The 14,751-nt window shown below is 70.5% G+C and carries 12 protein-coding genes and 2 tRNA genes; 4 read left to right on the top strand and 10 right to left on the bottom strand.

Annotation, left to right across the window (positions count from 1 at the left end):
• Positions 1-26 precede the first annotated feature (26 nt).
• Positions 27-827 carry a histidinol-phosphatase gene (gene hisN / locus ACFVS9_RS29055; RefSeq protein WP_383116818.1) on the top strand — a complete coding sequence of 267 codons (801 nt, stop codon included), beginning with the start codon at positions 27-29 and terminating at the stop codon, positions 825-827.
• A gap of 234 nt (positions 828-1,061) precedes the next feature.
• On the opposite strand, the gene ACFVS9_RS29050 is transcribed toward hisN, so the two are convergent.
• The gene (locus tag ACFVS9_RS29050; protein ID WP_389937100.1) at positions 1,062-1,502 is read right to left on the bottom strand and encodes a hypothetical protein; all 441 of its coding nucleotides are present in this window, start codon (positions 1,500-1,502) and stop codon (positions 1,062-1,064) included.
• An 881-nt stretch (positions 1,503-2,383) separates the two neighbouring features.
• Between ACFVS9_RS29050 and ACFVS9_RS29045 the strand changes: the two genes are divergently transcribed.
• The gene (locus tag ACFVS9_RS29045; RefSeq protein WP_383116820.1) at positions 2,384-2,785 is read left to right on the top strand and encodes a cyclic nucleotide-binding/CBS domain-containing protein; all 402 of its coding nucleotides are present in this window, start codon (positions 2,384-2,386) and stop codon (positions 2,783-2,785) included.
• Between the two features lie 120 nt (positions 2,786-2,905).
• Here the strand turns inward: ACFVS9_RS29045 and ACFVS9_RS29040 are convergent, their stop codons facing one another.
• A complete protein-coding gene (locus ACFVS9_RS29040; RefSeq protein ID WP_383116840.1) occupies positions 2,906-4,378 on the bottom strand; it encodes a catalase in 1,473 nt (490 codons plus the stop codon).
• A gap of 172 nt (positions 4,379-4,550) precedes the next feature.
• On the opposite strand from ACFVS9_RS29040, the gene ACFVS9_RS29035 reads away from it, so the two are divergent.
• Positions 4,551-4,970 (top strand): Fur family transcriptional regulator, encoded by a 420-nt coding sequence (locus ACFVS9_RS29035; protein ID WP_383116821.1) that lies wholly within the window; start codon positions 4,551-4,553, stop codon positions 4,968-4,970.
• Positions 4,971-5,067: 97 nt separating this feature from the next.
• On the opposite strand, the gene ACFVS9_RS29030 is transcribed toward ACFVS9_RS29035, so the two are convergent.
• The 4 genes from ACFVS9_RS29030 to ACFVS9_RS29015 all read right to left on the bottom strand — a co-directional run bounded on the left by ACFVS9_RS29030 (position 5,068) and on the right by ACFVS9_RS29015 (position 10,547).
• Positions 5,068-5,141, bottom strand: a tRNA-Met gene (locus ACFVS9_RS29030).
• Between the two features lie 92 nt (positions 5,142-5,233).
• Positions 5,234-7,297 carry a sel1 repeat family protein gene (locus tag ACFVS9_RS29025; protein ID WP_389937096.1) on the bottom strand — a complete coding sequence of 688 codons (2,064 nt, stop codon included), beginning with the start codon at positions 7,295-7,297 and terminating at the stop codon, positions 5,234-5,236.
• Positions 7,298-7,509: 212 nt separating this feature from the next.
• Positions 7,510-7,583, bottom strand: a tRNA-Met gene (locus tag ACFVS9_RS29020).
• 42 nt (positions 7,584-7,625) lie between these two features.
• The gene (locus ACFVS9_RS29015) at positions 7,626-10,547 is read right to left on the bottom strand and encodes a UPF0182 family protein (RefSeq protein ID WP_383116841.1); all 2,922 of its coding nucleotides are present in this window, start codon (positions 10,545-10,547) and stop codon (positions 7,626-7,628) included.
• Positions 10,548-10,692: 145 nt separating this feature from the next.
• On the opposite strand from ACFVS9_RS29015, the gene ACFVS9_RS29010 reads away from it, so the two are divergent.
• Complete coding sequence (locus ACFVS9_RS29010; protein WP_389937093.1) at positions 10,693-11,253, top strand: PPA1309 family protein; 561 nt, start codon at positions 10,693-10,695, stop codon at positions 11,251-11,253.
• 39 nt (positions 11,254-11,292) lie between these two features.
• Here the strand turns inward: ACFVS9_RS29010 and ACFVS9_RS29005 are convergent, their stop codons facing one another.
• The 4 genes from ACFVS9_RS29005 to ACFVS9_RS28990 form a co-directional block, all read right to left on the bottom strand.
• Positions 11,293-12,399 (bottom strand): PDZ domain-containing protein, encoded by a 1,107-nt coding sequence (locus ACFVS9_RS29005; protein ID WP_389937090.1) that lies wholly within the window; start codon positions 12,397-12,399, stop codon positions 11,293-11,295.
• A gap of 181 nt (positions 12,400-12,580) precedes the next feature.
• Entirely contained in the window at positions 12,581-12,751 is a 171-nt protein-coding gene (locus tag ACFVS9_RS29000; RefSeq protein WP_383116825.1) for a hypothetical protein, read from the bottom strand.
• 127 nt (positions 12,752-12,878) lie between these two features.
• Positions 12,879-13,340, bottom strand: a complete 462-nt coding sequence (locus ACFVS9_RS28995) for a molybdenum cofactor biosynthesis protein MoaE (protein ID WP_383116826.1) — start codon at positions 13,338-13,340, stop codon at positions 12,879-12,881.
• 91 nt (positions 13,341-13,431) lie between these two features.
• Positions 13,432-14,574: an SDR family oxidoreductase gene (locus ACFVS9_RS28990; protein ID WP_389937086.1), complete on the bottom strand. Its 1,143-nt coding sequence runs from the start codon at positions 14,572-14,574 to the stop codon at positions 13,432-13,434.
• Positions 14,575-14,751 lie beyond the last annotated feature (177 nt).

Raw genomic sequence — 14,751 nt, 5'->3', positions numbered from 1 at the left:
CGGGTGGCTGTGGATACTGTGACGGCATGCCCGACTACCACGATGATCTGCGCCTTGCCCACGTACTGGCGGACGCCGCCGACGCGGCGACGATGGACCGGTTCAAGGCCCTGGACCTCAAGGTCGAGACCAAGCCGGACATGACCCCGGTGAGCGAGGCCGACAAACACGCGGAGGAGCTGATCCGCGGGCACCTGCACCGGGCACGCCCCCGCGACGCGATCCTGGGCGAGGAGTACGGGATCGAGGGCACCGGGCCGCGGCGCTGGGTCGTCGACCCGATCGACGGCACCAAGAACTACGTACGCGGTGTCCCCGTCTGGGCGACCCTCATCTCGCTGATGGAGGCGGGCGAGGACGGCTTCCAGCCCGTGGTCGGCGTGGTCTCGGCCCCGGCGCTGAACCGCCGCTGGTGGGCGGCCAAGGGCGCCGGCGCCTTCTCGGGCCGCAGCCTGACCTCCGCGACGCGGCTGCACGTGTCGAAGGTCGAGCGGATCGCGGACGCCTCGTTCGCGTACGCCTCGATGACCGGCTGGGAGGAGCAGGGCCGGCTCGACGGGTTCATGGATCTCACCCGGGCCTGCTGGCGCACCCGGGGGTACGGGGACTTCTGGCCGTACATGATGGTCGCCGAGGGATCGGTGGACATCTGCGCGGAGCCGGAGCTCTCCCTGTGGGACATGGCGGCGAACGCGATCATCGTCCAGGAGGCCGGCGGGCGCTTCACCGACCTGGACGGGGTCTCCGGCCCGGGCGGCGGCAACGCGGCGGCGTCCAACGGACTGCTGCACGACGAGCTGCTCGGCTACCTCAACCAGCGCTACTGACGCGCCCCGCCCGCAGGACCTGGCTCCACCGGATACGGCTCGCCGGCTGACGGCGGGCGCGGAGAGTCACCGGGACGCCAGGGGCCCGGGCGTTCGGTCACCCCGTGGTGGAGCAGACCGTCGCCTGCTCCACCACGTCGTACGCCTGACGGTCCGTACGCGGGGTCCGGCCCCGCGCGGGTCCAACGGGGGCGCCCGCTCACACGCGAAGGCCCCCGGAGGCGGCCTCGGAGGTCACGCTCCCGCGGGGTTCTCCAGCCTCTTCTCGCAGTACTGCAGCTGGGTGTCACCCTCGTACGTGGCGACCTGGAGCACGATATTGCTGATTTTGTTGTTCGCACCCGTGGTGTTCATATAGGTGCTCCAGGACTTGTACGTGCCGTATCCGTCCAGGTTCTTGCGCCATGCGTAGTAAATCCTCTTGCCGGTCGTCCACTCCTCGGCGAGCCTGATGCGGACGTGGTGACCGTCCGCCTTCTCGTCGTAGAGCTTGAGCGTGATACCGGTAACCGTCCCCGAGTAGGGCCAGTTTGCGATATTCACGGACCCGCTCGACGTGAGCGGGGAGGTGACGCAGCTCCCGTAGGCGGTAGCCGCGCTTGCGGGCGCCACCCCCAGGACCGAGAACAGGAGAGCCCCGCCGGTCAGCATGCCGACCTTTGCCATGTTTTTCATTGATTCCCCCGGATGAGTTGAAGGATTCTTGACGCGGAATTCCGCATCAATCCTCACCGATCAGGGCGACCATATGACCGCGTCCCGGACGTGTCAATGAATTTAATTTCCCCCGAATGGAGACATAGAGGGAACTTCGATAATGTTTCACGCCTCGGGCAGGCAATTCATCCCATGCCCCGTCCGGCGGAGACCGGACCGCACGGGGCGCGAATCATCCGGCCGGCGCGAACGGTCCCGGCGCCGAACGGCAGGGGGGATGCGGCCGACCGCGCCGGGGAAGCCGCAGGGGGTGGCGCGGGACCTGTGCGAGCGGGCCGCCGATGACGCCGGCAGGGCATCGGACCTACCGGTCGCCGACCCACCGCCCCGGCGACCGGGTCAGGGCGGCCCGGCGGGGACGCCGCGGTCGAGGGTCCCACGACAGCGGTGAGGCCGGTCCCGCCGGTGGCTCCGACCGGGACGCCGATCGCGGGCGGGATACACACCCGTCGCGGCGCGCTCAGCAGCAGCGAGCGGCCGGGCCCACGGGAAGCCGGGATCCGGGTGGTCGCGGGACAGGTGGATCCGCGCGGGCGGCCCGCAGATCCGGCTGCGCGGATCCACGGACCTCCGGCCGAACACAGGTGCGCGGATTCCCCTGGAGGGGTGGCACAAGGGCCGCCGGGACCACCGGCACGCCCTGACCCGGACCACTGGATCGCAGGTCAGGCGGCATCGCCGCCGGATACGCGGCGCACCCCTCCGGTTCCCCCGCCGAGCGCACCCCCTTGTCCGTCCACCTCCTGGGTGCCACTCTGAGAGTCCCCCCACTTGTGAACTTGTGAATTGCCTCACGAAGGTCACTTCGCAGGTACTTCCCGAAGGAGGTGGCTCCCCACATGCTCGTCCGCGACGCCATGAGCACGCTGGTCCTCACCATCGGCCCGGCCCACACACTCCGCCAGGCGGCCCGGCTGATGTCGGCCCGGCGCATCGGAGCGGCCGTCGTCCACGACCCGGACACCTGCGGCCTCGGCATCATCACCGAACGCGACATCCTCGACGCGGTCGGCGCCGGGCTCGATCCCGACGTCGAGACCGCGTCCGCCCACACGACCACCGATGTCGTCTTCGCCTCTCCCGCCTGGACCCTCGCGGAGGCCGCGGAGGCCATGACGCACGGCGGCTTCCGGCACCTGGTCGTGCTGGACGGCGACGGCCCGGTGGGCATCGTCTCCGTCCGCGACATCATCCGGTGCTGGGCTCCCGCCAGGAGACAGGTCACCGGCCTGGCCTTCTGACCCCCCGGCTCCCCCGGCCTCCACGGGCCCGGTCCGGGCGGCCGGCGCACCGGCCCGCGAACGGCAGCGGGCCGGACCCCCGGACGATCCGGGAATCCGGCCCACCTCCGACGGCAAGGGCTACTGGCCGCGCAGGGCCTGGACCGCGGCCTCCAGCCGCTTGCCGAAGTCGGCGTCCGCCTGACGGAAGTTGCCGACGGCGCGCTCGGCGATGTCGTCGCGCGAGACCTTGGAGATGAACCCGGCGAGGTTGTCGACCAGCCGGGCCTTCTCGTCCTCGGACAGCAGCCGGTAGAGGTCGCCGGCCTGCACGAAGTCGTTGTCCTCGGCGTGGAGCGGCGCCTCGTGGTTGCCCGTGCCACCGGTGACGGGGACGGGCTCCCAGAGCGGCCTGTCCGTCTGGACCGGCCCGCCGAAGCTGTTGGGCTCGTAGTTCTTGGTGCCCTTGTGGCGGCCGTCGTACAGGTAGCCGTCACGGCTGTTGGTGCGCGCCTCGGTGGCGTGCGGGCGGTTCACCGGCAGGTGGTCGGCGTTGATGCCGACGCGGTAGCGGTGGGCGTCGCCGTACGCGAAGAGGCGGCCCTGGAGCATCTTGTCCGGGGACGGGCCGATGCCGGGCACGAAGTGGGCCGGGCTGAAGATCGACTGCTCGACCTCGGCGAAGACGTTCTCCGGGTTGCGGTTGAGCTCCAGCTTGCCGATCTCGACCGGCGGGTAGTCCTCGTGCGGCCACACCTTGGTGAGGTCGAACGGGTTGAAGCGGTACTCCGCCGCCTCGGCCGCCGGCATGATCTGCACCTGCACGGTCCAGCTCGGGAACTCGCCCCGCTCGATGGACTCGCGGAGGTCGCGCTGGTGGCTGTCCGGGTCGACGCCCGAGAGGCGGACGGCCTCCTCGGTCGTGAGGTTCTTGATGCCCTGGTCGGTCTTGAAGTGGTACTTGACCCAGAAGACCTCGCCGGCCTCGTTGTTCCACTGGAAGGTGTGCGAGCCGTAGCCGTTCATGTGACGGTACGAGGCCGGGATGCCGCGGTCGCCGAAGAGCCAGGTCACCTGGTGCGTGGACTCGGGGGAAAGCCCCCAGAAGTCCCAGACGTTGTCCGCCTCCTGCGAGCCGGTGTACGGGTCGCGCTTCTGGGTGTGGATGAAGTCGGGGAACTTGATGGCGTCCTTGATGAAGAACACCGGGGTGTTGTTGCCGACGAGGTCGTAGTTGCCCTCCTCGGTGTAGAACTTCAGCGCCCATCCGCGCGGGTCCCTGGCCGCGTCGGCGGAACCGAGGTTGCCCGCGACGGTGGAGAAGCGCAGGAAGGTCTCGGTCTGCTTGCCGACCTCCGAGAGGAACTTCGCCCGGGTCCACTGCGACACGTCCCGGGTCAGCGTGAAGGTGCCGTACGCGCCGGCGCCGCGGGCGTGCACGACGCGCTCCGGGATGCGCTCGCGGTTGAAGTGGGCGAGCTTCTCGAGAAGCGCCTGGTCCTGGACGAGAACCGGTCCACCCGGGCCAGCGGTCTCGCTGTTCTGATTGTCGGCCACCGGAGCGCCGGCCTCCGTGGTGAGCGGTCCCTGAGTCACGCGCGCCTCCTGCGTCATGTCCTGCACAGCGTCGTTCCTGTACAGCGTCGTTCCCTGTGCGGTCTGCGGCCGGCCACGTCCTGTCCTCGGCCGACGCTCACCGATCCTACAATGGACTTTGTCCAAGTCAAGCAGCCATCTAAAGCCACACCTACTCGGGACTCGGCCTTCCCACTGTTAGGCTTGGCCCATGAGTGACCTCCTGGAACGACTTCGTGGACGCGGCTGGCGCATGACGGCACAGCGGCGCGTGGTGGCCGAGGTCCTCGAGGGGGACCATGTGCATCTGACGGCGGACGAGGTCCACGCGAAGGCCGTCGAGCGGCTGCCCGAGATCTCGCGCGCCACGGTCTACAACACGCTGGGCGAGATGGTGTCCCTCGGCGAGGTCATCGAGGTCTCCACCGACCGCCGGGCCAAGAGGTACGACCCGAACGCCCACCGCCCCCACCACCACCTGGTGTGCGGACGCTGCGGAGCGATCCGGGACGTGCACCCGTCGGGCAATCCGATGGCGGACCTCCCGGACGACGAGCGCTTCGGCTTCACCGTGTCCGACGTCGAGGTGACCTACCGCGGCATCTGCCCGAACTGCGCCGCCACGGCCTGAGGCCCCGCGCACGGGGCGCCGGACGCGCCCGGCGCCTTTGCACGGGCATACGACAGAGGCCCGGATCCTTGGAAGGATCCGGGCCTCTGTCTTTCAGTAGCGGGGACAGGATTTGAACCTGCGACCTCTGGGTTATGAGCCCAGCGAGCTACCGAGCTGCTCCACCCCGCGTCGTTGTGAGTGCAACAGTACGGCACCCGGGCCGACCGGAGCAAATTCATTCGCCGGACACCCGCGCGACACCGCGAGCGGGCCCGCAGCGGTCAGGCCGTCAGCTCCTGGTGCAGTGCCTCCCGGAGCCGCGCCGCCCGCTCGGCCACCTCCGCCGGGCCCAGCTCGACCGCCCGGGCGCACCAGCGCTGGCCCTCGGTGAGCTCGCCCCGCCGGGCGGCGAGCAGCGCGAGGCGCAGGGCCGCGCGGCCGTGCCCGTCGTTGGCGGCGCGGCTCCACCAGAGGGCCGCCTCCCGCTCGCTGCCCTCGCGGGCCAGCAGCAGGCCGAGGTTGAAGGCCCCGTTCCGGCTGCCCGACTCGGCGGCCTCGCGGTACCAGCGGGCGGCGCTCGCCATGTCCCCCCGTGCGGCCGCGAGCATCCCGGCCCTCACCTGGGCGCGGCGGTGTCCCTGCTCGGCCGCCCTCTCGTACCACTCCTCGCACTCGGTCCTCTCCGGCATCGGCTGTCCCAGCGCGGGAGGCCCCGGTGCCGGCTGGCGCAGGTCGAGGACACCGGCCAGCCGGAAGGCCGCCTCGGCGCTGCCGCCGCCCGCGGCGCAGCGCAGGTGGCGCTCGGCGCCCCGCTCGTCGCCGTCCCGCAGCAGGGCCATGCCGACCTGGAGCGCGGCGTCGGTGTGTCCGGCCGCCGCCGCCCGCTGGTACCAGCCGAGCGCCGCGCGGTCCTCGTCCCGCCCGGCGTGCAGGATGCCGAGGTTGAACGCGGCGTCCACGCTGCCCGCCTCCGCGGCCTTGGAGAACCAGGGCTCGGCCCCGGTCGCGTCGCCCGCCTGGAGCAAGAGCACGGCCAGCGCGTTGGCCGCCTCCCGGTGCCCGGCGTACGCGGCCCGGCGGTACCACTGCTCGGCCTGCGGGATCCGGTCCTGGGCGGCGCAGAGCAGCCCGAGGTTGTACGCGCCGTTGATGTCGCCCGCGTCCATGGCGGCGCGGTACCAGCGCTCGGCGGTCTGCTGCTCCCCCCGGGCCGCGTGCAGGGCGCCCAGCGCGTTGGCCGCGTTACCGTCCCCGTCCTGGGCGGCACGCAGCCACCACACGGCCGCGCTCTCCTCGTCGCCCGCGTCGCGCAGCAGGAACCCGAGGGCGCAGGCGGCCCGGGGCTCGCCCTCCTTGGCGGCGGTGAGGTACCAGCGGCCTGCCTCCTTGAGCTCGCCGCGCTGTTCGAGGATGGCGCCCAGGTGCAGGGCGGCACGGCGGTGCCCGCGCGCGGCGGCCTGGCGGTACCACTGCTCGGCCTCACCGACCCGGCCCGCGTCGGGGCCCGCGACGGGGCTGTCCCGCCTCACCGGCGTACCGGCGTCCAGTCCGCGGCGGCCCTCGCCCATCACCCGGCCCAGACCGAAGGCGTCGTGGGCGTCGCCGACGGCGTTGCGCTCGATCGTCCGCGCCAGGCGGTACGCGGCCTCCCGGTGCCCCTGCTCCGCGGCGGCGCGCAGCCAGCGCTCGGCGCCGGCGTCACCGCGGTGCTCCAGCAGGTCGGCCAGGGCGTACGCGCCCAGCGCGTGGCCCTGCTCGGCGGACTGCCGCAGCCAGTACTCGGCGCCGGGCTCGTCCCCGCGCTCCCGGAAGTGGCGGCCCAGGGCGTGCGCGGCGGCGGCGGAGCCCGCGACGGCGGCGACCCGCCACCACCCGGCCGCCTCGTCCGGGTATCCCCGCTGGTGCAGCAGCACCCCGAGGTTGTTGGCCGCGGCCCGGTCGCCCTCGGCGGTGGCCGCGCGCAGATGGGCCTCGGCTCCGTCCAGGTCCCCGCGCCGCAGCAGGAGGGCGCCCAGGACGCTCATGGACGCCGTGTCACCGGCCTCCGCGGCGCGCCGGTGCCGCGCCTCGGTCTCGTCCGCACTGTCCGTGGTGTCCGTGGTGTCGGCGGTGTCCGCCGCGTCGCCGGCGTCCGCGCTCCCGGCGCGCCCGCCTCGGGGGGCGCCGGCCGTGCCGACGATCTCCGCGGTGAACACGGCGGCCTCAGGGGCGTCGTCGGGCGCGTCAGAGGCGCCGGCCAGGGCAGCGGCGAATGCCACATCTGCCACGTTTTCCGTCGTCCGGCCGCGTCGCTGCACAAACCGCCCTGTCTCCAACAGAGTTGCCCTGTCCCCCATAAATACCATCGTCGCACCACCCGTAACCCGCGTACACCTGGTATATCGCGGCCAGCAAGGTCACTTCAGCGTTTTGTCGACATGCCCACAGAGAGACAAGTGAAACACGATTGGTTCCAACTGGTGCCCCGCGAACCGCACTTCACACCGACAAGATGAAAAGGGGTCCCGTGACATGACGAAGGCCCGGATCCCAAAGGATCCGGGCCTTCACCTTCCAGTAGCGGGGACAGGATTTGAACCTGCGACCTCTGGGTTATGAGCCCAGCGAGCTACCGAGCTGCTCCACCCCGCGTCGTTGTGTTCAAACCGTACCACGACGCGGGGTGGACCCTTCTCAGCTGCCCTGGTCGTCGCCCGCGGGCTTGGCGGCGCCCTCGGCCCCCGAGGCGGCACTGCCGCCGGCCTTGGGCTGGGCCGCCGCGGCCCGCTCCAGCGCCGCCTGAAGGTCCTTCTGGGCCTTGCCGTAGGCCTCCCAGTCCTGTTCCTTCAGAGCCGTCTCGCCGGCCGTGTACGCCTTCTGGGCGTCCGCGATGGCCTTCTTCAGAGCCGCGTCCCCGGTGGCCGGGGGCTCCGTGGTGTCACCCGGTGGCTGGGTCGGCGGCGTGGTCGTGTCGGACTCCTCGACCCCGAAGACCGCGTTGAGCGCCTCCCCGAGACTGTTCTCGAAGACGATCTTCGACCCGTACGAGGCGGCCACCTTGCGCAGCAGCGGGTAGTTCTGCGTGCCACCGCGCGTGTAGACCGGCTCTATGTAGAGGAACCCTCCGTCGAGCGGGACGGTCAGCAGATTGCCGTACTCGATGTCGGAGTCGGTGCCCTTGAGGTTTCTCACGAACTCGGCGACGTCGTCGTTGCCGTTGAGCTCACTCTGCACCTGCCCCGGCCCCTTGACCGTGGTGGTGACTCTCAACAGCCTTATCGTGCCGTAGTCCTTGCTGGCCGCGTCCGCGTCCACCGCCATGAACGCCCCCAGGTCGGGGCGCCCCTTCGGGGTGAACGTCGTGGTCAGTGAGAACTTCTGCGCGTCCTGACCCGGCATCTTCATGCTCAGGTAGTACGGCGGAACGGCCCCGGGCTCCTTGTTGGTGGGGTCGTCCGGCACCTGCCAGGCGTCACTGCCGCTGTAGAACTGCGCCGGATCCTGCACGTGGTAGCGGGTGAGCAGCTCACGCTGGACCTTGAACAGGTCCTGCGGGTAGCGCAGGTGGTCCATCAGGGCCTGCGAGATCTCGCTCTTGGGCTTCACGGTCCCGGGGAAGGCCTTGCGCCACGTCTTGAGCACCGGGTCCTCGGTGTCCCACTCGTAGAGCTTCACCTTGCCGTCGTACGCGTCGACGGTGGCCTTCACCGAGTTGCGGATGTAGTTGACCTGGTTCTGCTGGGCGACGACCGCGCGCTGGTTGGTGGTCAGCGAGTCGGCCGTGGTGTCCCCCAGCGTCGTACGCGAGGCGTACGGGTAGCCGTTGGTCGTGGTGTAGGCGTCGACGATCCACTGGATGCGGTTGCCGACGACCGCCGGGTAGGCGTCACCGTCGATGGTCAGCCAGGGGGCGACCGCCTCGACGCGCTCCTTGGGCGTGCGGTTGTACAGGATCCGCGAACCGTCGCCGATGGCTCCGGAATACAGTATCTGCGGCTCGCTGAACGACACGGCGTAGGCGGCGCGGTTGAACGCGTTGGAGAGACTGACCCCGCTGTCACCCTTGTAGCTGGTGGTCTTCTCGCCGTCCTCCTCGTAGTCGAGCTCCTTCTGGGGCCCGCCGACGATGGAGTACTGCTCGGTCTTCTCGCCGTAGTAGATCCGCTGCTCGTACTTCGGCAGCTCACCGGTGGTCGGCAGGCCCGACTCGGTGAAGTCCGGGGAGCCCGTCGGGTTGGTTCCCGTCGTGGTGCCCCGGGCGGCGATGGCGCCGTAGCCGTGGGTGTACGTGAAGTGGTCGTTGATCCAGTTGCGCTTGGGCAGCCCGTCGATGTTGAGCTCGCGCAGACCGATGACGGTGTCCTGCTCCTTGCCGTCCTCGCCGGTGTACCGGTCGACGTCCAACGTCTTGGGGAACTGGTAGTAGTTCCTCTTCTGCTGGAGCTGCTGGAAGGCCGGGGAGACGACGTTCGGGTCCATCACCCGGTAGCTCGCGGCGTCGTTGGCGGAGGCGCGCAGCTTGGCCGCGTCCGTCGTCGTGCCCTTGCCGGAGTAGTCGTCCACCTTCGCGTCGTCGATGTCGTAGGCATCACGTGTCGCGTCGATGTTCTTCCGGATGAACGGCGCTTCCTTGGCCTGTTCGTTCGGCTGGACCTGGAACTTCTGCACGATCGCCGGGTAGAGGCCGCCGATCAGGATCGCCGACAGCACCATCAGGCCGAAGCCGATCACCGGCAGCTGCCAGGTGCGCCGCCACAGGGTCGCGAAGAAGAGCACCGCGCAGATCACGGCGATGCAGAACAGGATGGTCTTCGCCGGCAGGTAGGCGTTGGCGTCGACGTACCTCAGGCCCGTCCAGTTGTCCGTGGCCTTGAAGTCACTGGACTTCACGGCCAGGCCGTACCGGTCGAGCCAGTACGCCACAGCCTTCAGCGAGACGAAGATGCCGAGCAGCACGGAGAGGTGGCCGGTGGCGGCACCCGTGGCCCGCGCACCGGGGCTCGTGACCCGCAGTCCTCCGTAGAGGTAGTGGGTCAGCGCCGCCGCGACCAGCGACAGCACCACGGCCGCGAAGCCGAACCCGAGCAGGAAGCGGTACCACGGCAGGTCGAAGGCGTAGAAGGAGACGTCCAGCTTGAACTGGGGGTCCTTCTGCCCGAACGGGACGCCGTTGACATACATCAGCCACGTGCGCCACTGGCCCGACGCGGAGGCACCGGCGATCAGCCCGACGAGCGCGGTGACCGCGAGCAGCACCCACTTCTTGTACGGGGCGACACTCATCCGGTAGCGGTCCAGGCTCTGCTGTTCCAGCGACATCGCGCTCAGCGGCGGCCGGAGCCGGTGCGCGAGCCAGATGTTCACACCGATGGCCAGGGCCATCAGCAGTCCGAAGACGAGGAACAGTCCGATCTTGGTCCACAGGGTGGTGGTGAAGACAGACGAAAACGCGACCGACCTGTACCAGAGCCAGTCCGTCCAGAACCCGGCGAACATGACGAAGGCCATGGCGAGAACCGCCAGGACGCCCAATGTCATGAGCAGGGTACGGACGCGCCGGGACGGGCGGCCGACTCTGATCCGTGGCCCGGTCGGGCCTCCGCCGCGGTCCGGCATCTGGAAAGCCAACGTGCGCACCTCGAAGTTCGCGGTCGTGTGAAGCGTGTGGAGCAGGCCCAGCGATCGTAGAGCCCACCTATGCAACTTACTGAGGCTTTACCTAGTTCCCGTTCCCGGGGCAGAAGGAGGCAGGATATTGGGCATGCCCAATGTTTCCCCCTCAGGCCCCCCGATGGCCGCGAGCCCACTCACCGTCGCCGTACTCGAGATCGACGCCTACGCCGCAGGTCTCGGGTGGGACCAGCCGGCCAGGCTGTTCGCCCTGGTCGACACCGCCCGGCTGCGCGCCCACGAGCCGGGCCTCGCCGCCCAGCTCGGCCTCGACGACGCCGCTTCGACGACCGCCACCCTCACCCCGGTCGAGCAGGAGGAGCTGCCCGCCGGAACCGCGCTGGACGAGTTCCTCGCCACGATCGCCTGGCCCGACGCCGTGGTCGGCTGCGCCATGACCGTGGAGCGGATGATGCTGCCGCCCTCCGCGGAGGCGTCCGTGCCGGACGGTCTGACCGACACCCAGCTGACCGCCTGGGTCGCCCGGCACCCCGACCGTCAGGAGGTGCGGATGACCGTGGCGGTGCTGCGGGACGGGACGCGGGACTCCGCCGTGCGGCTCAAGGAGAAGGACTCCCCGACCGAGGTGCTGACCGGTGCCGGGCTGGTCCCGGGGCTGGCCGAGGCACTCGCGGCGACCTTCGAGTCCTGACCACCGGGCCCGGTCCCGCCTCCCGGGGCGGGACCGGCCTCAGCCCGCCGAGCAGCTCGGCAGGCCCGCCGTGTCCCCCGCGCTGATCTTCTCCAGGGAATTCTTCGCGTCGTCGAGCGTCTTCACCCGCACCAGGGTGAGGCCGCTCGGGGTGTCGGAGGCCGCGGCGGAGCAGTTGTCGTCCGGGGTCAGGAAGTACCGGGCGCCCGCGTCGCGCGCGCCGACCAGCTTCATGTTGATCCCGCCGATGGGCCCGACCTTGCCGTCGTCGTCGATGGTGCCGGTCCCGGCGATGAACTTGCCGCCCGTCAGATTCCCGGGCGTGAGCTTGTCGATGATGCCCAGCGAGAACATCAGTCCGGCGCTCGGGCCGCCGACGTCGGCGAGCTTGATGTCGATCTCGAACGGGAACGTGTGGTCCGTCCCCGCCTGGATCCCCACGATCGCCCGGTCCTGCGACGGATGGGCGGGGTCCCGCGGCGCCTTCCGCGTGGTGAGCGTCACGTCGTGGGCGCCCTGGGGCTCCTTGCCCGCCTTCTCGGCGGCCGCCGCGGCCTTGGCGGGGATGACCGTGAACACGACGTCCTCGCCGGGCGTGTGCTTCGTGACGAGCTTCGCGACGTCCTCCGGCTGCTCGACGGCGGTGCCGTCGACCGCCTTGATCACGTCGCCCGCGTGCAGCACGCCCTCGGCCGCGCTGTCCTTGACGACCGTGGAGACGACGACGCGGGACGTCACGGGGATCTTCAGCTCCTTCAGGGCGGCGACCTTCGCGCTCTCCTGGGACTGGCTGAACTCCTCGGCGTTCTCCTGCGTCGACTGCTCCTCCGTCTTGCCGTCCGGGTAGAGGGTGTCGTGGGGCACGACCACGCTGTCGTGGGCCACCCAGCCGTAGACGGCCTCCACGATGTTCATGTCGTAGTCCGCGCCGGTGACACGGACCGTCGTCATGTTGAGGTTCCCGGACGTCGGGTACGTCTTGTGCCCGCTGATGTGCAGGACGGGCTCGCCACGCGCGTCACCGAGCGTGTTCACGGTCGGGCCGGGCGACATCTCCGCATACGGCACGCGGATCAGCACGCCTGCGCAGAGCAGCGCGATGAGGAGGAGGGTGGAGGCGAGCATCGTCGCGGTGCGGCGTGGCATGGAACGACAGTACGGGAACAGCCTGTCAGTGCACCGTCGGGGCCGGTCCGTACGGGGCGGACGGCCCGGAGCGGACCGGCGGGGGCCGGGAGCACCACGGGTTCGCTCGCCACGTGTGGACGGCACCTGCGCGGAGCTCGGGGCTGTGCGGAATTGGCACCCGCGTACGCCCGCGGGTTCTTCAGACGGCTTCGGAACCGGAGTGCGATTTCTCCATCGCCTCACGGAACCGCGCGTAGCCGGCGAGTTCGGTGACGTCGCCGGTCGTTCGGTCTCGGGCTGCCCACCCTCCCCATATCGCCGCGCCAAGTGCAGCTATAAGCGGAATCAACAGCCAAGCGAGTGCTGCCACCACGACCTCCCTACCCCATGAGCGACCGCAACTGACGATCAGAAGATTAACCACCTGCAGGGACAACGCTCATGGCAGGGGTGCGGTTACGCAAATCGGGGCTGATGCGCCCCGGGGCGGTTTGCGCTCAGCAGGCGCCGACCCACTCCTCCGTGCCGTCGGAGAAGTGCTGGTGCTTCCAGATCGGGACCTCGTGCTTGAGGTCGTCGATCAGCTTGCGGCAGGCGTCGAAGGCCTCACCCCGATGGGCGCACGCCACGGCGACGACCACCGCCAGATCGCCGACACCCAGCTCACCCACCCGGTGGACGGCGGCCAGCGCCCGTACCGGGTACTCCGCCACCACCTTCTCGGCGACCCTGCGGAGCTCGTCGGGGGCCGTCGGGTGACAGGAGTAGCCGAGCGAGCCGACGTCCTGCCCGCCGTCGTGGTCGCGCACCGTGCCGACGAAGAGCGCCGTACCGCCCGCCGCGTCGTCCCCGACCGCGCGGAGGATCTCGTCGACGGACAGGGGGGTGTCGCGGATGTCCAGGAGCCGGATGGGGTCCTGGGCCGCCTGCTCGCCGGGGTGGTCGTGGGTGCGTGCCATGGGGCCATGGTGCCGCACGGCACCGGCATCCCGGAATACCGTTTTCGACCGGTGCCGCACCCGTCCGCTTGGAGCCTCCTACCAGGTCCGGCTAGAAACGGCGGCGGGCCTTCCGGGCCCTGCGGACCAGTGCCGCCGTACCGAGGAGCGCGACGGTGGCACCGGCGGCGCCCGCCGCGGTGGCGTCCTTGCGGCCGAGCCGCCTTCCGGCGACCGTGTGCCGCCCCTCCACCTCTTCCAGGAGGGCCGCCAGTACCTCCTCGTTGGTCCACCGGGGCCGCCATCCCGCGTCGTGGAGCCGGCTGACGCTGACCACCCAGGGGTGCATCGTGTAGGCGAGGTCGCCGGCGGGAGAGGGGGTGAGACCGATCCGGTGCAGACGGGCGGCGGCGCCGAGAGCGACCGCGGAGGGGAGTTCCATGCGGCGCACCCCGGAGAGCTCCTCCACCTCCTCCTGTTCGAGCCAGCCGTCGCACCCGACCGCGAACTCTCCCTCGATCTTCTCGAGGGCGGCGTACTCCAGGGCCGTCACCAGGTCGTCGACGTGGCAGAACTGCCAGGCCGGGCGGGAGCCGGCGACGACGAGGAGCCTGGGGGACTCGAAGTACCTGGTGAGCGCCGTGTCCGTACCGCCGACCAGGACCGTGGGACGCACCACCGTGACGTTGAGGCCGGGGTGGGCGCGGGGCGCTCGCCGCCCGAGCCTCTCGATCTCCAGCAGGTCAGCGACACCGGTGGCCTCCGCCGTGGCCCGGAGCTCCGCGTCCTCGGAAAGGGGGATGTCGTTGTCGGGCAGCGCGCCGTAGACCATCGCCGAGGTGCACAGCACGACCCGGTGGACGCCCACGGCGGCCGCCGCGGTCAGCACGGTCTGGGTACCGCGCACGTTGTACGCGGTACGGGCGGCCGGGTCGGTCTCCAGGTCGAGGTCGAGCGCCATGTGCACCACGACGTCCGCGCCCCGCAGCTTCTCGGCGATGGCGGGGTCCCGCACGTCCAGGATGTGCCACGTCGCCTCGGAGACGTCTCCCCGGCGCTCGTCGATGGCGATGACCTGCTTGATCTCGTCGGAAGCGGCGAGGTGCGCGGTGAGCAGCTCACCCACACCCGTCGCGGCACCGGTGACCGCGACGACGGGGCCTCGGCTTCGGGAGGAATTTTTCGTGGGCTTGCTTTCGGGCGAGGGGTCGGCCAGGTTTCGCGCTGCGCGAACCTGCGGATCTGGGGAACTCACCGGGCGTCTCCAGCGGTTGTCTTCAGTACGTACCCGTATGACGTGTGCGTACCAGGTGGCGTCCATCCTGCCGCAGGCCGGGAGCCGGCGGAGCACCGAGGGCCCGAGCGGCCTTCGGTGTCTACGCTGGATGGTGATGTCGGGCAGTCGCCGTCGGTTCGAGCCGGCGGCCCTACG

The sequence above is a fragment of the Streptomyces sp. NPDC058008 genome (assembly GCF_042886395.1).
Classification (GTDB): Bacteria; Actinomycetota; Actinomycetes; order Streptomycetales; family Streptomycetaceae; genus Streptomyces.
The sequence above is the reverse complement of the archived record's forward strand: the minus strand, read 5'-3'. Positions and strand labels throughout refer to the sequence as shown.

What these genes read in the sequence shown, in the direction of transcription:
- ACFVS9_RS29005 (WP_389937090.1), bottom strand. Translation starts at nt 12,399, where the DNA reads ATGCCACGCCGCACCGCGACGATGCTCGCCTCCACCCTCCTCCTCATC.
- ACFVS9_RS29010 (WP_389937093.1), top strand. Translation starts at nt 10,693, where the DNA reads ATGCCCAATGTTTCCCCCTCAGGCCCCCCGATGGCCGCGAGCCCACTC.
- ACFVS9_RS29045 (WP_383116820.1), top strand. Translation starts at nt 2,384, where the DNA reads ATGCTCGTCCGCGACGCCATGAGCACGCTGGTCCTCACCATCGGCCCG.
- hisN (WP_383116818.1), top strand. Translation starts at nt 27, where the DNA reads ATGCCCGACTACCACGATGATCTGCGCCTTGCCCACGTACTGGCGGAC.
- ACFVS9_RS29015 (WP_383116841.1), bottom strand. Translation starts at nt 10,547, where the DNA reads ATGCCGGACCGCGGCGGAGGCCCGACCGGGCCACGGATCAGAGTCGGC.
- ACFVS9_RS29035 (WP_383116821.1), top strand. Translation starts at nt 4,551, where the DNA reads ATGAGTGACCTCCTGGAACGACTTCGTGGACGCGGCTGGCGCATGACG.
- ACFVS9_RS29040 (WP_383116840.1), bottom strand. Translation starts at nt 4,378, where the DNA reads ATGACGCAGGAGGCGCGCGTGACTCAGGGACCGCTCACCACGGAGGCC.
- ACFVS9_RS29025 (WP_389937096.1), bottom strand. Translation starts at nt 7,297, where the DNA reads ATGGTATTTATGGGGGACAGGGCAACTCTGTTGGAGACAGGGCGGTTT.
- ACFVS9_RS29050 (WP_389937100.1), bottom strand. Translation starts at nt 1,502, where the DNA reads ATGAAAAACATGGCAAAGGTCGGCATGCTGACCGGCGGGGCTCTCCTG.
- ACFVS9_RS28995 (WP_383116826.1), bottom strand. Translation starts at nt 13,340, where the DNA reads ATGGCACGCACCCACGACCACCCCGGCGAGCAGGCGGCCCAGGACCCC.